An 18,822-nucleotide genomic window follows, 5' to 3' on the forward strand; every position below is an offset into this window, starting at 1 on the left:
CCGAGCCTGGGCAATTAGTTGCTCGCAAGTGGCTTGAGCGTTCAGGAGCGTTAGTATTTCCTTTTCAGGCCAAGCATAATGGCAGCCTTTCCCTGATGAAGTGGTGTTTTGATCCGGTATGTCGAAAATGCAAACCTCCCAGCCCCAGGTACAGTATCTGGAAATCGGACCCAACCAGGTGGGCCAGCGCCTGGATAACTTTCTTCTCAGCCAGTTGAAAGGTGCGCCCAAGACACTGATCTATCGCATTATCCGCAAGGGTGAAGTCAGAATTAACAAGAAAAGAGCCAAAGCGGATACGCGCTTACAGCTCAAGGATCTGGTTCGGGTGCCGCCTCTGCGCTTGAATCAAAAGGCAGCAGAGACCCCGGTCGGCAAAAATCTGCGTGAACTGCTACTGGGTGAAGCCGTGTGTTTTGAAAATGAGCGTCTGCTGGTGCTCAACAAACCGGCGGGTTTGGCAGTGCATGGGGGTAGCGGGGTTCGTGTGGGACTGATCGAGGCACTGCGTCAAGTCAGACCCGAGTTGGAGGGGTTGGAGCTGGTCCATCGTCTCGACAAGGATACCTCCGGGTGTATCCTGCTGGGTAAGTCGCGTCAGCTGCTCAATCAACTGCAGCAGCAGTTGAAAGGCAAAAAAATGGGCAAGTATTACCAAGCCTGGGTGAAGGGGGCTTGGCCGACGGATTTGCGTCAGGTCGAGGCCCCCATAGATCGCGCTTCCTCTCCTTCGGGTGAACGCCTGATGCGGATAGCTGCCGAAGGAGAAGGTAAAAAAGCCTTGACCCGTTTTCGGGTTTTGAAGCGCCTGGGTGCTTTTACCCTGATTGAAGCCGAACCCGTGACCGGGCGTACCCACCAGATCCGCGTGCATGCCCGTCATGCTGGTTTTCCCCTGCTGGGCGATCCCAAATACGGTGATTCTGAAACCAATCTAAAACTGCAGAAGGCCGGTTTGGGGCGTATGTACTTGCATGCCAGGCGCCTCTGTTTTCAAGACCCGGGTAACAGCCAGTCTCTGGAGATAGAAGCCCGGCCGGATGCCAGCTGGAAAGAACTAGAAACCCTGTTGCAACAATGGAAGGCCGCTCATGAACAATGATGACACCTCAGACAATCAAACAGAAAAGGATCCCTGGACGCGCCAGGCTCAGCCGGTCAAGGAGAATTCTGCCTCGCCTGCGGGGGGTGCGCCGGAAAAATGGATGCAGGCCTGGGCCAAGGAAGTATTGCTGGAGCAGCGTCGTGCTCGCCGTGGGCGTTTGATAGGTGGTTTGCTACGCCTGGTATTTGCAGTCATCGTCCTGGTGGTGATTTTCGGCTCGGGCCGGGAATTCTTTGCTGCACCTCAACAGCTGCAACCCCTGGAAACGCCCCATCTGGCAAGGGTGGAAATCAAGGGGGTTCTGGCCAGTGAAAGTCGGGCCAGCGCCGAGCGGGTGCTGGCTGGTGCCCGGCGTGCCTTTGAAGCGCCCAATGCCAAGGCAGTCGTGCTACATATCAATAGCCCGGGTGGCAGTCCTGTACAGGCTGGCCAGATTTATGACGGTATTCTGCGCCTGCGCAGTGAGCATCCTGATATGCCGGTTTATGCTGTGATTGACGACCTAGGGGCATCCGGTGGCTACTATGTGGCTGTTGCCGCAGATCACTTGCTGGCTAATCGGGCCAGTCTGGTGGGGTCCATCGGTGTGATTTCCGGTGGTTTTGCCTTTAAGGATGCTCTGGAGCGTCTGGGCATCGAGCGGCGGGTGTTCACCTCTGGCGAAAACAAGGCTTTTCTTGATCCTTTTTCAGACATGAGTCAGGAGCAGCAGGAATTTTGGCAGGCCGTCCTGGATTCCACCCACCAGCAGTTTATCGACCGGGTTAAAGAAGGCCGCGGAGAGCGTTTGGCTGAAGATCCGAAGATCTTCTCCGGCCTGGTCTGGAATGGGGAGATGGCCCTGGAGTTGGGGTTGATCGATGAGCTGGGTTCGGTGTTCAGTCTTCAGCAGCAACTGGGGCTGGAGCAGAGTGTAAACTACACCCCGGAACCCAGCCCCTGGGAGCGTCTGGAAAGACGTCTGGGTACTGCTTTTCAGGCTGCGTTGGTGGAGTTGATGACTCCTAAGACCTAGGAAACCTCTGATTAACTACTGCGTTGGGTGATACTGCGTTGAAACTGACTTCAAAATGCTCATTTACTCGCTGTAAACTCCGCTTTTTCAGTCAGTTTCGATGGCGACCTACATGGATGTAGGAAGTGCTGGAATTCATCAGGAATGAATTCAGCTCTAACCTGCACTCGTGACGTTGATCCGAGGCTCCCTAGGCAGGAGCGGGTCCAGGCCTTCAGATCTCAAGAGCTCACTGAGCCGGATCAAGGGCAAGCCGATCAGACTGTTGGGGTCATCACCTTCCAGGCGCTGGAAGAGGGTGATCCCCAGGCCTTCGGACTTAAAGCTGCCAGCACAATCAAAAGGCTGCTCGCTGTCCACATAGAAACAGATCTGCTCCTGGGTCAGTGGGCGAAAGACCACGCGAAACTCATCGACCAGGGTATGCTTGCGCCCTTCGGCAGCATTATAGAGACAAAGACCGGTGTAAAAACTGACCGTCTGGCCTTCGAGTTTCCGGAGTTGTGCGATTGCCGTCTCGCGATCTCCGGGCTTGCCCAGCAGTAGCTCGCCATGACAGCAGACTTGATCCGACCCTAGGATAAGGCCCGCAGGAAAGCTCGTTGCCAGTGCCTGAGCTTTTTGTTCGGCCAGGCGGGCCACCAGTTGGGAAGCGCTTTCACCGCGCACCGGCGTTTCATCGATATCCGGGCTGACTGCTTCGAAGGGGAGGCCCAATTTGCTGAGAAGTTGCTGGCGATAGACCGATCCGGAAGCCAAAACCAGTTGTTGCATAAATTTTCCTTGCTCAGTGGGTGACTTACTGGCTGTTAGCCACTAGAATGGCGCACTCTACCACGCAGGGCCTGTAAAACGGCTTTGACACAGACGCTCAGTCCCTCTATTATTGCGCGCTTGAATTTTATGGCAAATGATTACCTGCAAGAACCCCTGGATCCTTACAAGTATTGTGCAGCAGAACGCGAGATCAGCGTCGAGTTGCCGCTTGAATCCATGCAGAGAGCCAGTGATCTATTGCTGGATAACGACGGTCGCATCAAGCTGACCCTCAAATTCAGTTTTAGCAGTCAGCGCTTGATGCAGGTGGAAGGCAGGTTGACCGGTGAAGTGACCTTGGAATGTCAAAGGTGCCTGGGGCCAACCCGGCAAGCTTTGGATACCGAGTTCCTTTGGGGGTTGGTCACCACTGAAGAAGCGGCCAGCAATTTGCCCCGGACTCATGAGCCTGTCTTTATCGAAAACGATCGCTTGCAGCTCTTGCCGGTGATAGGCGATGAATTTCTGCTGGCTTTGCCGCTGGTTGCCTATCATCCTGAAGATGAATGTCAGCTGCAGTCGTTTGAGCAGGATCAGCCGCTGGCCGACAAGCCGGCAGAAGAGAAGACAAACCCTTTCGGTGCTTTGGCGGATTTGAAAAAATCCTTGAAAACCAAGCAGTGAAATTATCAATTTAGTTTTGAAACCCAGGAGTAAACCATGGCTGTTCAACAGAACCGTAAAACCCGTTCCAAGCGCGACATGCGTCGTTCTCACGATGCACTGGGCACTGCGGCCCTGTCCGTTGATGAAACCACCGGTGAAGTTCACCGTCGTCACCACGTAACAGCCGAAGGCTTCTACCGTGGCAAGAAAGTTATCAACAAAGGCGACGAGTAAGTATTAACTGCACAGGAAACTAAGCTGTGCAGGTTAATCTTGCAATCGACGCTATGGGCGGGGACGCCGGTCCCCGCACAAATCTAGCTGGAGTCCTCCTGGCCCTGGCTCACGATCCCCTCTTGAAAGTGACCCTGGTGGGCGATAAGCCCCTGATGGAATCACTGCTGTCCCAGCACCATCTCAGCCACGAGTTTGCCAACCGAATTGCCCTGCTCCCCAGTCAGGATCGTATCCTGATGGAGGATTCGCCGACCTCGGTCTTGCGCCACAAAAAACGTTCGTCCATGCACTTGGCGGTACAACTGGTGGCGGAAAACCAATGCCAGGCTTGTGTCAGTGGTGGCAATACCGGTGCACTGATGTTGATTGGTCGTCACTACCTGGGCATGCAGCCGGGTATTGAACGCCCAGCGATCAGTACTGCCATACCCACACGCAAGGGAACCAGTTATCTGCTCGACCTGGGAGCCAATGTGGACTGCCAGGCTGAACACCTGTTGCAGTTTGCCGTGATGGGCTCGGTCATGGTGCGGTCGGTACACGGCCAGACTCGCCCAAGGGTCGCGCTGTTGAATGTCGGGCGAGAAGCCATCAAGGGCAATAGTCAGGTCAAGCTGGCAGCACATTTGATGACTCAGCACCCCTATTTGAACTATGTCGGCTATCTGGAAGGGGACGCCATCTTCAACGGCGATGTTGATCTGGTGGTCTGTGATGGTTTTGTCGGCAATGTTGCCCTGAAAACCAGTGAAGGCCTGGCCCGCTTTCTATCCGGCCAGATTCAGGAACATTTTTCGCGCACTCTTTACAGCCGCCTGGTCAGCTTGATGGCACGCCCCCTGTTGCGCCAACTCAAGCAGCAGATGGACCCGGTGCGCCATAATGGCGGTAGTCTGCTCGGACTGCGTGGTGCCGTGGTCAAAAGCCATGGCAATGCCGATGCCCGCGGCTTTTCTTACGCCGTGATTCGTGCTGCAGTTGAAGCCCGGCAGCAGTTGACCCAGCAGCTTCAGGATGAACTCCAACGCCTGGAAGCCCTCTGACTCCAGGTTTTCATTGGCTGTTCAAGCCGTTAGACTGCTGCTTCCATTTCCTGATAACTATTTGAGTTCCCAGTGAAAAAAATCAAACTGGTGTTGTTGCTGGCAAGCAGCCTCACGGTCATGGCCGGGGCGATTATTACGCCGGGTCTGTCTGACCTGGGGGCCTACTTTGCCAGCTACCCGGATGTCTGGGTCAAACTGATTATTACTCTACCGGCCCTTTTTATTGCGCTTTTTTCCCCGCTGATGGGCTGGCTGGCCGATCGCTTCGGGCGTTTGCCGGTGCTTTTTAGTTGCCTGCTGATTTACGCCCTGGGTGGGGCTGCCGGTTCCCTGGCTGAAAACATGACCTGGATGCTGACAACCCGGGCTCTTCTGGGGATAGGTGTGGCAGGTATTATGGGGTTGGCCACCACCCTGATCGGCGACTATTTCAGTGGTCAGGAACGCCAGTCCTTTATGGGCCTGCAGGGCAGTTTCATGGCTTTGGGCGGGGTGGTTTTTGTCAATCTGGGCGGTCTCTTGGCGCTCTGGAGCTGGCGGGCCAACTTTTTGATTTACCTGTTCAGTCTGGTGGTTCTGCTGCTGGCCTGGCTGTACCTGCGCGAACCCGGACAATCCGAAGATCAGGAGGCTGGTGAACAGGAGACCTCTGGCGGTTTCCCTCTGGCACGGGTGTTGCCGGTCTATTGTCTGGGTTTTGTCGCCATGGCGCTGTTTTACCTCTTGCCTGCGCAGATGCCTTTTTTGCTGGCTGAACGCTTTGCTGCCAATAGCCTGGAAACCGCCTGGGTGATTGCAGTCAGTACCCTCTCCGGTGCAGTGGCCGGTTTTCTTTTTGGGCGGATCAAGAACCTGATCTCCCATGCCCTTATCTACGCCCTGGCTCTGGTACTTTTCGGTGTGGGTTATTGGCTGGTGGCAGAGGTGGCCAGCTATCCGCTTTTGCTTTTGGCTGTGCTGATGAGCGGTTTTGGTGCCGGTCTGACCTTTCCGGCGGGTAATCACTGGCTATTGACCCTGGCCCCCCTGGCATACCGTGGCCGGGTGATGGGTGGTTTTTCCTCCGTTTTTTTCATGGGGCAATTTCTTTCACCGCTTCTGGCTGCACCTGTTGAAGCCTACTCGGGACTGGAGGGGGTTTTTCGTACAGCGGCTTGGCTGGCTTTGGGCCTGGCACTGCTACTGCTGTTACAGGTCTTTTTCCGGCGCTCGGCGGATGAGGTAGGTTGATGCAGGCAGCGGACCCGCTTACCGGTTACAGTCTGCTGCTGCTTCTCCTGCTGGTACTCCTGGCTAGCTTGGGGATTTCTTTTCTGGCTCTGCCAGCCGGTTGTTTTGCCTGGTTTGCCGCCTGGCGCCTGTTTCCCCGTCTGACTCGTCTGCAAAAAATCCAGGTGAGCTGCATGCTGGCTGTGGGACTGGGTGGGCTGGCCTGGGCCAGTCTTGAAGGCCCGGCCCTGTCCTGGTGGCTGGATGCCTGGAAAGCCAATCAAACCCTCCTGACCATGCTCTTGGCAGTCAGTTTTCTGCGTCTGGTGGCCATTACTGATCTGGCAGCCCGGGAAGCACTGCCGCAAGGTCGCAAAGCTCTCTGGAAAACCCTGCTGGGGGTCCATGCCTTTGGTTCGGTGATCAATTTCTCGGCCATGATTATCATGGCTGACCGTCTTCATCATCAGCGTTCCCTGTCGCCTCTGCAGGCGCTGGTCATTACCCGCGGCTTTACCCTGGCTGCTCACTGGTCTCCCTTTTTTGCCGCCATGGGGGTGGTGCTCTTGAATGCACCCGGTGCCCAGTTGCCGGTATTGATGGCCGTGGGTCTGCTGGTAGCCGCTTTAGGGCTGTATCTGGCCGGTCGGGAGTTGATGTGCTCTCCCGAAGTCGATCAGACCCAGGCCTACCCCATGCATTGGCAGGCTTTGCTCTTGCCCTTGTTGCTGGCTGTGTCGGTATTGATCAGTCACCTGATTTGGCCGGATATGGTCATACTCACCCTGGTCTCGCTTTTGTCTCTACTGTTTACCCTGGTGCTGCTGGTGTGGCGTTATCCGCGTCAGGCAACAAAGCGATTGCGCCAACATGTGGAACATACCCTGCCGCGCATGTCGGCGGAGACGCTGTTATTTCTGGCCGCCGGTGTCCTGGCAGCGGGTCTGGGTGCGGGACTCGAGGCTTCTGACTTCACTTTGCAGCTGGAACACTTTGGTCCCTGGCAAGCCTGGTTCTTGCTGGTGGCACTGGTGGTGATCTCGGCAGCCGGTATTCATCCGGTCATTAGCATCTCCACGGCAGGCGGAATTTTTGCGCCCTGGGTGGAAGACCCCAACCTGCTGGCCATAACTTTTCTGATGACCTGGTCGCTGGGTGTGAGCATATCTCCTCTTTCAGGCACCCATCTGGCCATGCAAGGGCGTTACCAACTACCCGCGCACGCCTTTACCCGCTGGAATCTCACCTATGTTCTGCGCCTGCTGTTGCTGCATCTAGTGGTTTTGCAGGTTTACGGGTTTTTGACTTCCGGCAGGTTTTTCTGAGAATTCCATTTTAAAGGGTATAGTTGGGCCTGCTTTTCCTGTTAATCTGCCTGAGTTACCTTCAATAACAAAACAAGGACAAGGCCATGTTTGAAGCAGCAGAATTGGGTCGAAAACTGGATAAAGACACCTACAAAACGGAAGTGGAAAACCTGAGGGTTGAATTGCTGGAACTTCAGCAGGAATTGTTGAGTGCTGATTTTCCCGTGATTTTACTGATTTCCGGTGTGGATGGTGCCGGCAAGGGGGAAATGGTTAATCTGCTGCATGAATGGATGGACCCCCGTCACCTGGAAACCTCCGCCTTTGATGCACCCACCGATGAAGAAAGCGAGCGGCCTTATTTCTGGCGTTATTGGCGGGCACTGCCACCCAAAGGCAAGCTGGGCATTCACTTCAGCTCCTGGTATTCCGACCCCATTGCCGAGCGTCTGGCCGGGGAAATGAGTGCTAACGACCAGGAAGCCTATCTGTCACGCGTGAATACGCTGGAAAAGATGCTGGTGGATGATGGTGCCCTGATTATCAAAATCTGGCTGCACCTGGGTAAAAAACAATACCGCAAGCGTATTAAAAGCCTGGCTGGCGATCCCAAAACAGCCTGGCGGGTGACCCAAAAGAACCTGGACAACATCAAGGTTTATGACAAATTCCGCAAGGTGGCTGAAGAAACCCTGCGCGAAACCAGCACCGGCCATGCTCCCTGGATTATCGTCGAAGGCTATGACCATCGCTACCGTAGCCTGACCGTTGGGCGTTTACTGCGCGATATGATTCGCAAGCGCCTGGAAGTAGACCCCAAAACCCTGGCTTCTCCAGCTGTGGACTGGAGTGCCAAAAAGGATTCCACCACCCTGCTGGATTTTGTCGATCTGAAAAAATCCCTGGAAAAAAAGGAATACAAGGAACAGCTGGCCGATTATCAGGCCCGCCTTAACGAGCTGGCCCGCAAAGCGCACAAGAAAAAAGTCAGTACGGTCATGGCTTTGGAAGGCTGGGATGCGGCCGGTAAGGGCGGCATGATCCGGCGCATGATTCATGCACTGGATGCTCGTCACTACCGGGTGATTCCCGTGGCTGCCCCCACTGATGAAGAAAAGGCCCGGCACTACCTATGGCGCTTCTGGCGGCATCTGCAAAGAGCCGGTCACATGACCATTTTTGATCGCACCTGGTATGGGCGGGTACTGGTCGAACGGATCGAGGGCTTTGCACGGACTGATGAGTGGATACGGGCTTATCAGGAGATCAATGAATTTGAAGAGGAACTGACCGAACACGGTATCGTTCTGCTCAAGTACTGGTTGCACATCGACAAGGATGAGCAGTTGGCACGCTTCAAGGCCCGTGAGCAGATCAGCTACAAACAGCACAAGATCACCGACGAAGACTACCGCAACCGGGAAAAATGGGATGAATATGCCCAGGCCGTTGCCGATATGGTCGAGCGCACCAGTACCCCGCAAGCTCCCTGGTACATTATCGAGGGTAATGACAAGCGCTATGCTCGCGTCCGTGCGTTGCAAATTCTCTGTGAACGTCTGGAAAAAGCTCTCTAGGCAGGGCTTTTGTCGCTGGAACCCGCCTGGCGAGTGCTGAAAAAATCCTCCAGCAGGCTGTCGATTTCAGGCAGCCATTCGGCTTGCTGCCGAGGGCGCAGCGGGCGGGCATAAAGTGGCTGCTGGCGATCATCCAGGCGTTGCTTCCAAGCGGTGGTCGTGGCCAGGAAATCCTGGGCAAAATCCCGGCCCTGCTGCAGGCAACCATGCAGAATGACGTCCAGGTAACTCTGGGCGATCGGGTGGGGGCTTTCCTGTTCTGGGGGCAGATAAACCCAGAAGGAACCCTGGGGCAAGAGACGGGCGTCCAGGGTCTCTATGGCTTCCGGAAAAAGCTCTACGCGCTGGTATTCCCTTTCCCGGGCATCAAACAGGGGCAATTGATCCTCTTCAACCGGAAATAACATGCCTCCGGCTCTATGGCCGCTTTGCTGGCGAATACCCACCACACTCAGGTCGGCATCGGCCAGGGGGACATTCCAACTGCGTTCCAGTCCTTCAATTTTGACCGGCAGGGCCTCGCCCGAACTACCGGTGCGTGAGCGGCTATCCTGGCAAATCAGGCTGCCATAACCAAAAATCCAGTGTTTTTGCGTCAAATCAGTTCACCTCTGTTGGTTGCGACTGGGGTGCTCCAGAGCAAAAGCTTGCAGTTGAGGATAAAGCTGATGAAAGTCTTCAGTCAAAGCCTGATAGTTTTGCTCAAGTTCCGGCCAGAAGTGATCCAGTAAACCCGGTTGGCGTAAACGTCTGGAAATACCGTTTAAAGCCTGGCGAATAACGGCAAAATCCTGGTAACTAACCAGCCAGTCATCCGCAATCATGTAGGCGGCGGTCTTTTCCAGACGACCCGGCAGGCGTTCCTGCTCTTGCAGGAGGTGATACACCTGTTGCGTAAACTGAGGCAGGGGAGTACTTGCATAGGCGGTCCAATGGCAGGCCAGGCAGTGGTCAAAAAACACATCCAGCACGATGCCGGAATAGCGCCAGAGCTTACCGGAAAAACGACTCCGGGCCTGGTGAACCAGGGGATGGCGGTCGGTGTAGCCATCAAGCCGTCGATGCAGGTCAATGGCAGCTTCCACCTGGGGTGGAAATTCCCCTTTGAGTGGACCCTTGACGAAATCACCGTAAAGGCTGCCCAAAAGCTGTTCGGGCTCCGGGCCGCCCAGGTGTAGATGAGCCAGATAATTCATGCAGTAGCGACCTGAGTCATAAGAAGTTGTTGCAGGGTTTTAAGCGCTTGATAACGCTGCTCCCGGCATGGCTGGGAGAAGCTTAGCCGCAAGGCCTGGGTAAAGCGACCCCTGGCTGAGAACAGGGGGCCGGGGGTTAGTACCAACCCGGCCTTGAGCGCCGGTTGATAGAGTTTCAGGGTATTGATCGGTGCCTCCCAATAGGCCCAGAGGCAGAGTCCACCTCTGGGGCGACTCAGTCCCAGTTGTTGTGGCCACTGCTGTTCTAGAGCTTCCAGCCAGCCCTGACAATTGTTTTGCAGAGCCTGGCAATAGCGTCGCAGATGGCGATCATAATGACCTTCTTCCAGAAAATGGGCCAGTCCTTGCTGGACAAAGCGGCTGGAAGCCAATTGGGTTACCAGTTTTAATTGTACCAGCTGCTGGTATTGAGGACCGGCGAGCAGCCAACCCAGGCGCAGGTCACGCGACAGGGATTTGGAGAAGGAGCCGCAGAGGAGCACACGGTTGTGGGTATCCAGGCTTTTCAAGGGTGCAGGGCGCTCGGCAAAAGCCAGTTCGCGGTAGATATCATCCTCAATGATGACAAAATCCTGTTCCTCGGCCAGCTTCAGCAGCCGATGGCGCTGGTCTTCGGGCATAAGTGCCCCCGTGGGCGTGGAAAAGTTGGGACTAACGACACAGGCCTTGATCGGCCAACGCTGGCTGGCTGCTTCCAGGCGCTGCAAGTCCATGCCGGAATCCGGAGAAGCCGGGATCTCGATCACCTGCAATTCCAGTTGTTCCAAGAGTTGTAAAACACCATAAAAACCGGGGGATTCCACAGCCACCAGGTCGCCCTTTTGGCAACAGCTTTTCAGAGCCAGAAACAGGGCATGCTGACAACCGGAGGTGATACAAAAGTCATCGGCCTGCACCCTACAACCTTCGCGTTGATAACGCAGGGCCAATTGCTGGCGCAGGGGCAGGTAGCCTGCCGGTTCATCATACTGCTGGTGGGTACATCCATCCTGGTGGCGCAAGGCCCGGCCCAGGCAGCGGTTGAGCTGCTGGATGCCCGCAGGTGGCCGTGGTGCCTGCTGCTCGCGCGGAAGCAAATCAAAGGCTGCACCGCGTTGCATGATATCGGAAAAGACTTCGCTGATATTGACCGGGGAGGGATGAGAGGCCACCTCTCTAGCAGGTTCCGGCGGCGGTGGGCTGCTTCCCTTGTGGCTGGCAACAAAATACCCCGAACGCGGTCGGGCTTCGATTCTTCCGGCTGCCTCCAGACGCTGGTAGGCATGCAGAACGGTTGCCTTGGAAACTTGCTGTTCCTGGCAGAGTCTGCGTACCGAAGGCAGTTGTTGACCGGGTTTTAATCGGCCCTGGTCCATTTCCTGTTGCAGCTGAGCTTCCAGTTGTTGATAGGCGTAGAGGGACATCAGGCTTCTCGTTGGTGATCATCTGTGCCTATTATTAATTATTTTTTTGTGCCTGTCCTTATTGTGGGTGACTGCTTAAGCTGCCGCACAATGTGTAGTCAGACAGGATCTCATCATGCAATCACCTTCATCCAAGTTTCATGTGCGTCTCACTCCCGGTCGTATGCAAAACTGGCGACGCCTTATTAGTTGGCCGCTACTCATCGCATTTTTCAGTCTGGTCTGGATAACCTACGATGGCCGCCCCCTGTTGTTGTTTGACTTTGAACAACGGCGGCTGCTGGTTTTTGCCAGTCATTTTTCCTGGCAGGATTTGCCCATTCTGACGGGCTTCCTGATTGCCGCAGCAGCCTTGCTGTTTTTTATGGCCATGGGCTGGGGTCGCATCTGGTGTGGCTTTGCCTGCCCGCAAAGCTGTTGGACCTGGATCTTTTTAAGGATCGAAAATTGGCTAGAGGGTTCGGCCAAGCAGCGTGCGCAAGCCGATCAGTACCCCTTGACGGGTCAATTTCTGCTGCGTCGACTGACCAAACATCTGCTCTGGATAGCTGTTGCTCTGGCCACCAGTCTGACTTTTACCGGTTATTTTATTCCCATCCGTGAGCTCCTGGCCGAACTGGTGCAGTTGCAGGCTTCGCCAGCGGTCTGGATCTGGGTGGGGTCCATGGCCTTGCTGACTTACCTCAACGCGGGTTTGGTGCGTGAACAAATTTGCCTGCATGCCTGCCCTTATTCGCGTTTTCAGGGTGTCATGATGGATGCCGACACCCGCAAGGTCAGTTATGACTTTGTACGCGGTGAACCCCGCGGACGAGGAAGCCGCAAGAAGAGCCAGAAGGACAAGGGAAGTTGCGTTGACTGTGATCTCTGTGTCCAGGTCTGCCCGACAGGTATTGATATTCGCAAGGGTAGTCAGGCCGCTTGCATCGATTGCGGGGCCTGTATTGATGCCTGTGATCAGGTCATGGATAAAACCGGCCAGGCGCGCGGCTTGATTCGCTTTGCCTCGGAAGCCGAAATCCAGGGGAAATTTAGTCCCTTTTGGCGGCCCAGACTAGTGGGTTATGGGCTGGTCTGTCTGTTGGCATTGATGGCGGCCGGTTATGGCCTGAGCAGCAAGAAGGAGTTGGTTGCCGAAATTCGTCGTGAACGCGGCCAGCTGTATCGTATTCTGGGCAATGACCAGCTGTGTAATTTCTACCATATCAAGCTGGAAGCCTTTCATCCGCGCTTGCAGACAGCCGAGGTCAGACTGGTCGATCAGCCGGATTTCAGTCTCCAGGGGCCGCAGCAGCTGCGCCTGGACAATCGCGGTGACTGGGTGGCTTATCGAATCTGTACCGATAATTTACAAGCCAGTGGCGGTTCAATGCTGTTAGAATTTCATGCTGATTCTGTTGTTCTGAGCAAGAAAACCAGTTTTATTTCTCAGAATAGGGCTTATTGAGATTAAAAAGGTATCGTATGTGGGGCTTGTTGTTGCTGGTTTTACTGCAAATGCTGGGCAGCCTGATCAATGCAGCCGGGCTGGCTCTGCCCGGCCCGGTGATCGGCATGCTGCTTCTGCTGGGCCTGCTCCTGTTGCTGGGGCGGGTGCCTGAACCCCTGCAGGTGACCAGCAGTCAGCTCTTGAAATACCTGCCCCTGATGTTGATTCCCCCGGCTGTGGGTATTCTCTCACAGTGGCAGGTAATCACTTCCAGTTTCCTGGCTATTAGTGTCGCGCTGCTGGGGTCCCTGCTGATCTCCATCCCGCTAACGGCCTGGTTGCTCCAGCGTCTGGTCAAACGTAAGGCGGTTTCCCAATGATTTCGGTGATCGTGAATCATCCGCTATTCGGGCTCTTGGCAACCCTGATCGGCTATCAGCTGGCGCTGGAGCTAAACCAGCGTACCCGCACGCTACTGACCCAGCCGGTCATGGTAGCAACCCTGATCGTGGTGGGGTTGCTGCTGCTTCTGGATGTGGATTTTGAAAGCTACTATGCCTCTGCTGATTTGATTTGGCTGCTTCTGGGGCCGACTACGGTCGCCCTGGCTGTGCCTCTTTATACCCATCTAAAGCGGATTCGTGATTACTTTTGGCCTCTGCTGATCGCACTCCTGGTGGGCGGTTTCACCACGGTTCTGCTGACGCTGGGGTTGGCCTGGGTTTTTGGTGCCGGACCGCAATTGCTGGCTTCTTTGGCGCCCAAGTCGGTGACCTCCCCGATTGCCATACTGCTGGCAGAGGATCTGGGTGGTTCACCTGCGCTGGCAGCCGTTTTTGTCATGATTACCGGGGTGGCGGGGGCGGTCATGGCCCCCTTTCTGCTCAAACTGGTGGGGATTCATCTGCCGGCAGCACGAGGTTTTACCCTGGGTTTGAATGCCCATGCAGCGGGTACGGCTCTGGCCCTGGAAGAGGACGAAGAGGCCGGTGCTTTTGCCGCCCTGGCCATGAGCCTGACCGGGGCCGTAACCGCCATTCTCCTGCCGCTTTTTTACAGTTTTTGGTAGATGACAGAACCTTTTTTCCCGTGGTTGCTTAGTGGTTGGCCGCCTGCCAGGCACCCAGAGAGCCGATAAAAACATCAACCTCTTTAAAGCCTTTTTGGGCGAGAAGGCTGGCCCCGATCGTGGCTCTTTGTCCACTCATGCACATAACGGTCAGGGACTGATTTTTATCCAGTTGATCGATTGTTTTTGGAAGATCGCCTAGAAATAAGTGTTTGGAGGGTTGGATACAGCTTTCTTCAACTTCTTTTTCTTTACGCACATCAAGGAGTGTCCAGGTGTTTTCCTCTTCCAGACGCTTCTTCACTTCATCTGCAAAGACCACCTTGAGAGTTTCCACCTCTCGACCTGTTGCCGCCTCCACAAGTGGATCATACAGATACAAGCCTTTTACCTGGTCGTAGCCAATGCGGTGGAGTGAGCGACTGGCCTCTTTGCAATCCTCGGCGGTGCTTCCCAGTGGGTTAGCCAACCTGCATAGGCGGTGATCATATCCTGTGGCAGGGAAAGGGCACCAGGAAGATGTCCGGCAATATAGGCTTCAGAGGGACGCACATCCACGATTAGTGCGCCAGCTTGGCTTTTTTCTTGTTGTGGCGCTTTCCAATCCAAATAGGGGGAAGGTTTAGGCCAGTGGTCACATCCTTGCAGATTCAAATCCTCCATATAGCGGAAATATGGCGGCTGCAGATGGCGTTCGTTGATTTTCATATCAATAAAGGCTTTTCGTGATGGCTGGCGTAAAGCGGGGTTGTTTTCAAACTCATGGGCAACCGTTGAGAACTCGCGATTGGCCATCTTGTCCCCGCAGACCGAACCCGCGCCATGGGCTGGATAAATGATGGCCTTGTCTGCCAGCTGATGAATTTTATTCAGGCTGTCATAAAGAGCTTCTGCCATCTGATGCATTTCATCTGGATAAAAATCTGTTCTCCCGACATCGCCAACAAAGAGGGTGTCACCTGTGAAGGCAGCAACTGGACTGGTTCCGAATTCAGGATCTGAGAGCAAGTAAGTCATGCTGTCTTTGGTGTGACCCGGCGTGGCTATGGCCTGAATTTCACAGGAACCCAGCGTGAAAGTCTCGCCATCGCTGAGGGTACGCGCATATTGGGTTTCAGGACCAGGGGCAGGCCCATGAAGTATTTGCGCTCCCGTTTGTTTGGCCAGAAGTGGCGAACCGGAAACCAAGTCTTCATTGCGATGGGTTTCAAAGATATGGGTAATATGGCAACCCTGTTGCTGGGCCAGCTCAAGATAGCAATCAATATCTCGGCGTGGATCAATGACACAGGCTTGAGTATCACTGGCAACAAAATAGCTTAATTGGGCTAATCCAGGTGTTTTGATTTTTTCGATCTGCATAGATCCTCCCCAGTGGGGCCGCTCCCAGGTGGCGTGATTTGTGTCTCCTTTCCTTGGAAGTTAACAGTCAATTAGCTGTTTTGCATAAAATGCCTTTGTGACCTTTGGGATGAAGGGCTATAGCAGTCAGGCCGGTGAATGGGCAGCGGCGTTAAACTAGTTTAGACTGCCGCTCCTTTTGGCCAAGAAGGCAAATCAGTTGATAAGAGGTGGTTGTGAAATATTGGTTGTTTTTGGGAATTGCTATCGTGGCTGAAGTGGTGGGTACCTCCAGTCTCAAAGCCAGTGAGGGTTTTACCCGCTTCTGGCCGAGTTTGCTGGTGGTGGCAGGCTATGCCCTGGCTTTTTACTTTTTATCCCTGACTTTAAAAGCCATTCCCGTGGGGACGGCCTACGCCATTTGGGCCGGGCTGGGTATCGTTTTGATTTCCCTGGTGGGTTGGTGGTTGTTTGACCAAAAACTGGATGCAGCTACTCTTCTGGGAATGGGGTTGATTATCACCGGGGTGATTGTCATTAATGTCTTTTCCAAGGTAGGCGTTCACTAAAGAACCTTGGCATTTAGCCCAACCCGAGCAGTGGTATACTGCCATTAATCCTTAAAGTTTTTTTTGCAGTAACCCGGTCAGGTTGTATCACTGAATTGATATCTTGCAGGGAGGCGTAGTGTGCAGCACCGAGAAGTCAGGGAAGAAGATTTACCCCAGTTGATTGAGTTGCCCAGAACCCCTGAAGAACTCTTCTACTGTTTTCCCCGAGCCCATTTTCCGCTGACAGTTGAGCAGTTAAGAGCCGGCCTGGCCAAGCGTTCGGATTCCACGTTGATCGAGAAAGACGGCCAGCCCGTTGCTTTTGCCAATTTTTATCAATGGCAGGATGGCATCTGTTCGATCGGCAATTTTATTGTGGCCGCTTCCGCACGTGGTCAGGGGGTGGGTGATTATCTGCTGCGTTATCTGGTGGATCTGGCTTATCGCAAGCATGCCGCCAGAGAAATAAGGGTCTCCTGTTTCAATAACAATACCCGGGGGCTGCTGTTTTATAGCCATCGAGGTTTTCAGCCCTATGCTATTGAACCGCGTCTGGATTTTTCCGGAGAAATGGCGGCCTTGATACATTTTCATTTATCCAGGGAGGGGAGTTAAACCATGGGAATGCTTCTTCTACCTTTATTACTCTTCTGGTTGGGAGCGGCTGGCTATTCCCTTTTTGCCGGTTATAGTCTTCTGGCCAGTGATTATTCGCTGGGCTTGGTTCTGCTCCTGGCGGGTGTTGCGCTGCTTCTGGCCCTGGTCTACGCGTGGCTGGGCTTGTCCAGTTTTAAGGGGCAAGATGAAATCTGGGCTTTCGCGCCTACCTTTTATTTTCTGGCCAACAAGTGGGCTTTCCTGTTTTTTATCCTGGCTACGCTAGTGCGCGTTTGGCCGCCTACTTTTTTGCAGTTTGCACCGCTATCAGCGCTTTGCTTTGTGATTGCTCTGGCTGTTTCAGCAGGAACCCTGGCCGGTTTTTTCAGTGCAGATGCTTACCTGAAAAAACATGAGATAAGGCTGACCTACTAGGTTTTCTGGCTGTTTGTAAGCCTTCGGCCAGTCGTTTAACTGCTCCGAAGGCTTTTGCCGCTTTAGCAGCACTCTTCTTCGATCTGGGCCAGTAAAGCCAGGCCGTCTTTATCTTGCACATACTCGAAGAATTCATAGAGCGTATTGGTTTGGCAGCCGATATAAAAGAGATTGTCATATTGCATTTTTTCCTGCTGCTCAAACTTCTGCTTGAAGTAAAATTTCCAGTTGTCGCCCTCGGGTAGCTGGGGCAGATGTTCTTGCAAACGGCCTATGAGTTCATCGGCTTTCCGGTCACAATCGATCCCACAAAAGCTGACATAACGATCGGTTTTTTCTGCAGTGTTCATGATAGCTCCCTGAAGCTGTGAAAGGTTATACAAGCAATGAAAGGACAGCTTAAAAGTCCAGGGAGGCAGGCTTCTGTCAGCTAGCTGACATTTCTTGTGCCAAATCTTGCAGCTTTTGTATTTTCAGTAGCTCGACTTCCTGGCGGGTGGGGCGGGCAAGTACTCCCTCTTTTTCCAATCTGTTGAGCAGGGAAGAGAGGGTTTGCCGTGAGGTTCCCAGCAGATTGGCCAGGGCTTCGGTGCTGCCGGGCAGTGATAAACGTGGACTCTGGTTTTCTCTGGCCTGAGTTAAAAGATAACGGGCCAGACGCCCTTCGACCGAGCGAAAGGCCAGATCCTCAATCAGCCCGATGGCCTGAACCATGAGCATGCCGACATCTCTCAGTGCACCGGTTGCCATTTCCGGATGAGCTTTGAAGAGGCTTTTAACCTGGCTGAGTGGCCAGCTTCTTAGCTGGCAGCTTTCCACGGCTTCAACCCATACCGGGGTGTGGGTGACATAGACGCTACCAGCCTGAAGGTAGCCCAGGATTTGTTCTTTGCCTGCGCCATAAATACAGATTTTGGCCCTGCCGGATTCCATGACAAATACCCGGTTGTCCTGGCTATGAGGTACAACCAGCATCTCACCTGTTAGGTAATGAGTGATCTGGCCGGCTGGTAGTTGTTGCAGCCAGGAGGTTTCTGCTGGATGGGGGCACTCCATTCTTCTCTCCGTTTGAAAGGCATCCAGGGAGTCGCTGCAAAGCGCATGCCGTTTAAAGAGCAAAAGGCTGATCCCAACAAATTAGTCTGTCTGAGCTTAACGCTACTGATACAAAACACTGATTAAAATATGTTTTTGGGAGACTTCAAACGAATGCTATAGTCTTCTAATCGGCACGATGCCGGATTGCAATGACCTGAATTCTAACTGGAATCCTGATGACTCACTGATGAGGCAAATACAATGAAAAAAATGCTGTGGCTGCTGTTGTTACTTCCTGGAACCCTCTGGGCTGGCCCTTTTACCGATCAAATGTCGCGTTGCCTGGTTGAGCAGACAACTGCTGCTGAAAAAAGGGAGTTTGTGCGCTGGATTTATGCCGCCATGTCCAAGCACCCTGAAGTCAGCGCTCTTGCCAATATTTCTGATGCCGAGGCGGTGGGTCTAAATCAGTCCGCTGGGCGGATGCTGACCGAACTGATGACCGAGCGGTGTCGTCAGGAAACCAGTCAGGCGGTGCAATATGAAGGCAATTTGGCCATAGAAACCAGCTTTGGCGTGCTGGGGCAGGTCGCTATGCAGGAGTTGATGACCGATCCTGATGTAAATGCTTACTTTGAATCCCTGAGTAACTACGTCGATGAAAAGCGCTTGAGGGAAGTGCTGGGCAATCGCTAAATGTCGGGTCCCGCATGATTAACAACCCGTTTATGAAATAATTCTGGGCGTTTTTCTTGCCACCCTTTCATTGCTTCAATGGGTGGATGATGGTTCAGTGCTTTCTGCGGAATATGGTGATTATACAG

The 18,822-nt window shown here is 53.9% G+C and carries 23 protein-coding genes and 1 pseudogene; 15 read left to right on the top strand and 9 right to left on the bottom strand.

The features are described from left to right. The first annotated feature begins 118 nt into the window (after window positions 1–118). A complete protein-coding gene (locus DFK18_RS08890) occupies window positions 119–1,102 on the top strand; it encodes an RluA family pseudouridine synthase (protein ID WP_114417907.1) in 984 nt (327 codons plus the stop codon). Continuing rightward, window positions 1,092–2,120 (top strand): S49 family peptidase, encoded by a 1,029-nt coding sequence (locus DFK18_RS08895; protein ID WP_114417908.1) that lies wholly within the window; start codon window positions 1,092–1,094, stop codon window positions 2,118–2,120. The genes DFK18_RS08890 and DFK18_RS08895 overlap by 11 nt, the downstream gene beginning before the upstream one ends. A gap of 156 nt (window positions 2,121–2,276) precedes the next feature. On the opposite strand, the gene DFK18_RS08900 is transcribed toward DFK18_RS08895, so the two are convergent. Beyond that, window positions 2,277–2,894, bottom strand: a complete 618-nt coding sequence (locus DFK18_RS08900) for a Maf family protein (RefSeq protein WP_114417909.1) — start codon at window positions 2,892–2,894, stop codon at window positions 2,277–2,279. Between the two features lie 129 nt (window positions 2,895–3,023). Between DFK18_RS08900 and DFK18_RS08905 the strand changes: the two genes are divergently transcribed. The 6 genes from DFK18_RS08905 to pap all read left to right on the top strand — a co-directional run bounded on the left by DFK18_RS08905 (window position 3,024) and on the right by pap (window position 8,918). Beyond that, window positions 3,024–3,560 (top strand): YceD family protein, encoded by a 537-nt coding sequence (locus tag DFK18_RS08905; protein ID WP_114417910.1) that lies wholly within the window; start codon window positions 3,024–3,026, stop codon window positions 3,558–3,560. A 36-nt stretch (window positions 3,561–3,596) separates the two neighbouring features. Then, window positions 3,597–3,776, top strand: coding sequence for a 50S ribosomal protein L32 (gene rpmF / locus DFK18_RS08910; protein ID WP_114417911.1), 180 nt, complete (start codon window positions 3,597–3,599; stop codon window positions 3,774–3,776). Window positions 3,777–3,802: 26 nt separating this feature from the next. After that, entirely contained in the window at window positions 3,803–4,822 is a 1,020-nt protein-coding gene (gene plsX / locus DFK18_RS08915) for a phosphate acyltransferase PlsX (RefSeq protein WP_245944358.1), read from the top strand. Window positions 4,823–4,894: 72 nt separating this feature from the next. Further along, the gene (locus tag DFK18_RS08920; protein WP_114417912.1) at window positions 4,895–6,055 is read left to right on the top strand and encodes an MFS transporter; all 1,161 of its coding nucleotides are present in this window, start codon (window positions 4,895–4,897) and stop codon (window positions 6,053–6,055) included. Further along, the gene (locus DFK18_RS08925) at window positions 6,055–7,359 is read left to right on the top strand and encodes a hypothetical protein (protein WP_114417913.1); all 1,305 of its coding nucleotides are present in this window, start codon (window positions 6,055–6,057) and stop codon (window positions 7,357–7,359) included. The genes DFK18_RS08920 and DFK18_RS08925 overlap by 1 nt, the downstream gene beginning before the upstream one ends. Before the next feature lie 86 nt (window positions 7,360–7,445). Continuing rightward, window positions 7,446–8,918, top strand: a complete 1,473-nt coding sequence (gene pap, locus DFK18_RS08930; RefSeq protein ID WP_114417914.1) for a polyphosphate:AMP phosphotransferase — start codon at window positions 7,446–7,448, stop codon at window positions 8,916–8,918. Here pap and DFK18_RS08935 read toward each other — a convergent pair. From DFK18_RS08935 to DFK18_RS08945, 3 genes are read right to left on the bottom strand one after another with little or no spacing between them, the layout of a single operon-like run. After that, window positions 8,915–9,517, bottom strand: a complete 603-nt coding sequence (locus DFK18_RS08935) for a gamma-glutamylcyclotransferase family protein (RefSeq protein ID WP_114417915.1) — start codon at window positions 9,515–9,517, stop codon at window positions 8,915–8,917. The two genes, pap and DFK18_RS08935, sit on opposite strands and share 4 nt — an antisense overlap. 6 nt (window positions 9,518–9,523) lie before the next feature. Next, on the bottom strand, window positions 9,524–10,114 hold the full coding sequence (locus tag DFK18_RS08940) for an acyl carrier protein phosphodiesterase (RefSeq protein WP_114417916.1): 591 nt from the start codon (window positions 10,112–10,114) through the stop codon (window positions 9,524–9,526). Beyond that, on the bottom strand, window positions 10,111–11,538 hold the full coding sequence (locus DFK18_RS08945) for an aminotransferase-like domain-containing protein (protein WP_114417917.1): 1,428 nt from the start codon (window positions 11,536–11,538) through the stop codon (window positions 10,111–10,113). Before DFK18_RS08945 ends, DFK18_RS08940 begins: the two co-directional genes overlap by 4 nt. Before the next feature lie 115 nt (window positions 11,539–11,653). Between DFK18_RS08945 and ccoG the strand changes: the two genes are divergently transcribed. Genes ccoG through DFK18_RS08960 form a run of 3 tightly spaced genes read left to right on the top strand, consistent with a single transcriptional unit; the run spans window position 11,654 to window position 14,036 of the window. Beyond that, window positions 11,654–12,985 carry a cytochrome c oxidase accessory protein CcoG gene (ccoG, locus tag DFK18_RS08950; RefSeq protein WP_114417918.1) on the top strand — a complete coding sequence of 444 codons (1,332 nt, stop codon included), beginning with the start codon at window positions 11,654–11,656 and terminating at the stop codon, window positions 12,983–12,985. Window positions 12,986–13,002: 17 nt separating this feature from the next. Continuing rightward, a complete protein-coding gene (locus DFK18_RS08955; protein ID WP_114417919.1) occupies window positions 13,003–13,347 on the top strand; it encodes a CidA/LrgA family protein in 345 nt (114 codons plus the stop codon). Continuing rightward, window positions 13,344–14,036: an LrgB family protein gene (locus DFK18_RS08960; RefSeq protein WP_114417920.1), complete on the top strand. Its 693-nt coding sequence runs from the start codon at window positions 13,344–13,346 to the stop codon at window positions 14,034–14,036. The genes DFK18_RS08955 and DFK18_RS08960 overlap by 4 nt, the downstream gene beginning before the upstream one ends. Before the next feature lie 28 nt (window positions 14,037–14,064). Here the strand turns inward: DFK18_RS08960 and DFK18_RS14565 are convergent, their stop codons facing one another. Then, entirely contained in the window at window positions 14,065–14,418 is a 354-nt protein-coding gene (locus DFK18_RS14565) for a rhodanese-like domain-containing protein (protein ID WP_218563927.1), read from the bottom strand. A gap of 5 nt (window positions 14,419–14,423) precedes the next feature. Further along, complete coding sequence (locus tag DFK18_RS08965) at window positions 14,424–15,398, bottom strand: MBL fold metallo-hydrolase (RefSeq protein WP_218563928.1); 975 nt, start codon at window positions 15,396–15,398, stop codon at window positions 14,424–14,426. 215 nt (window positions 15,399–15,613) lie between these two features. Between DFK18_RS08965 and DFK18_RS08970 the strand changes: the two genes are divergently transcribed. The 3 genes from DFK18_RS08970 (at window position 15,614) to DFK18_RS08980 (ending at window position 16,960) form a co-directional block, all read left to right on the top strand. Beyond that, on the top strand, window positions 15,614–15,946 hold the full coding sequence (locus DFK18_RS08970) for a DMT family transporter (protein ID WP_114417921.1): 333 nt from the start codon (window positions 15,614–15,616) through the stop codon (window positions 15,944–15,946). 120 nt (window positions 15,947–16,066) lie between these two features. Next, entirely contained in the window at window positions 16,067–16,543 is a 477-nt protein-coding gene (locus DFK18_RS08975) for a GNAT family N-acetyltransferase (protein ID WP_114417922.1), read from the top strand. 3 nt (window positions 16,544–16,546) lie between these two features. Next, entirely contained in the window at window positions 16,547–16,960 is a 414-nt protein-coding gene (locus DFK18_RS08980) for a hypothetical protein (RefSeq protein ID WP_114417923.1), read from the top strand. A gap of 62 nt (window positions 16,961–17,022) precedes the next feature. Here DFK18_RS08980 and cowN read toward each other — a convergent pair whose 3' ends face one another. Next, entirely contained in the window at window positions 17,023–17,310 is a 288-nt protein-coding gene (gene cowN / locus DFK18_RS08985; RefSeq protein WP_114417924.1) for a N(2)-fixation sustaining protein CowN, read from the bottom strand. A gap of 76 nt (window positions 17,311–17,386) precedes the next feature. After that, on the bottom strand, window positions 17,387–18,016 hold the full coding sequence (locus DFK18_RS08990; protein WP_114417925.1) for a Crp/Fnr family transcriptional regulator: 630 nt from the start codon (window positions 18,014–18,016) through the stop codon (window positions 17,387–17,389). 243 nt (window positions 18,017–18,259) lie between these two features. Here DFK18_RS08990 and DFK18_RS08995 point away from each other — a divergent pair, with 243 nt between their 5' ends. After that, entirely contained in the window at window positions 18,260–18,694 is a 435-nt protein-coding gene (locus DFK18_RS08995; RefSeq protein WP_114417926.1) for a hypothetical protein, read from the top strand. Here the strand turns inward: DFK18_RS08995 and DFK18_RS14685 are convergent. After that, a pseudogene (locus DFK18_RS14685) lies at window positions 18,691–18,822 on the bottom strand (IS481 family transposase); the annotation flags it as partial. The gene DFK18_RS08995 and the pseudogene DFK18_RS14685 overlap by 4 nt on opposite strands.

The organism is Marinospirillum perlucidum (assembly GCF_003336805.1).
GTDB classification, from domain to species: Bacteria; Pseudomonadota; Gammaproteobacteria; order Pseudomonadales; family Halomonadaceae; genus Marinospirillum; species Marinospirillum perlucidum.

What these genes read in the sequence shown, in the direction of transcription:
- DFK18_RS08890 (WP_114417907.1), top strand. Translation starts at nt 119, where the DNA reads ATGTCGAAAATGCAAACCTCCCAGCCCCAGGTACAGTATCTGGAAATC.
- DFK18_RS08895 (WP_114417908.1), top strand. Translation starts at nt 1,092, where the DNA reads ATGAACAATGATGACACCTCAGACAATCAAACAGAAAAGGATCCCTGG.
- DFK18_RS08900 (WP_114417909.1), bottom strand. Translation starts at nt 2,894, where the DNA reads ATGCAACAACTGGTTTTGGCTTCCGGATCGGTCTATCGCCAGCAACTT.
- DFK18_RS08905 (WP_114417910.1), top strand. Translation starts at nt 3,024, where the DNA reads ATGGCAAATGATTACCTGCAAGAACCCCTGGATCCTTACAAGTATTGT.
- rpmF (WP_114417911.1), top strand. Translation starts at nt 3,597, where the DNA reads ATGGCTGTTCAACAGAACCGTAAAACCCGTTCCAAGCGCGACATGCGT.
- DFK18_RS08925 (WP_114417913.1), top strand. Translation starts at nt 6,055, where the DNA reads ATGCAGGCAGCGGACCCGCTTACCGGTTACAGTCTGCTGCTGCTTCTC.
- pap (WP_114417914.1), top strand. Translation starts at nt 7,446, where the DNA reads ATGTTTGAAGCAGCAGAATTGGGTCGAAAACTGGATAAAGACACCTAC.
- DFK18_RS08940 (WP_114417916.1), bottom strand. Translation starts at nt 10,114, where the DNA reads ATGAATTATCTGGCTCATCTACACCTGGGCGGCCCGGAGCCCGAACAG.
- DFK18_RS08945 (WP_114417917.1), bottom strand. Translation starts at nt 11,538, where the DNA reads ATGTCCCTCTACGCCTATCAACAACTGGAAGCTCAGCTGCAACAGGAA.
- ccoG (WP_114417918.1), top strand. Translation starts at nt 11,654, where the DNA reads ATGCAATCACCTTCATCCAAGTTTCATGTGCGTCTCACTCCCGGTCGT.
- DFK18_RS08955 (WP_114417919.1), top strand. Translation starts at nt 13,003, where the DNA reads ATGTGGGGCTTGTTGTTGCTGGTTTTACTGCAAATGCTGGGCAGCCTG.
- DFK18_RS08960 (WP_114417920.1), top strand. Translation starts at nt 13,344, where the DNA reads ATGATTTCGGTGATCGTGAATCATCCGCTATTCGGGCTCTTGGCAACC.
- DFK18_RS08965 (WP_218563928.1), bottom strand. Translation starts at nt 15,398, where the DNA reads ATGCAGATCGAAAAAATCAAAACACCTGGATTAGCCCAATTAAGCTAT.
- DFK18_RS08980 (WP_114417923.1), top strand. Translation starts at nt 16,547, where the DNA reads ATGGGAATGCTTCTTCTACCTTTATTACTCTTCTGGTTGGGAGCGGCT.
- cowN (WP_114417924.1), bottom strand. Translation starts at nt 17,310, where the DNA reads ATGAACACTGCAGAAAAAACCGATCGTTATGTCAGCTTTTGTGGGATC.
- DFK18_RS08990 (WP_114417925.1), bottom strand. Translation starts at nt 18,016, where the DNA reads ATGGAGTGCCCCCATCCAGCAGAAACCTCCTGGCTGCAACAACTACCA.
- DFK18_RS08995 (WP_114417926.1), top strand. Translation starts at nt 18,260, where the DNA reads ATGAAAAAAATGCTGTGGCTGCTGTTGTTACTTCCTGGAACCCTCTGG.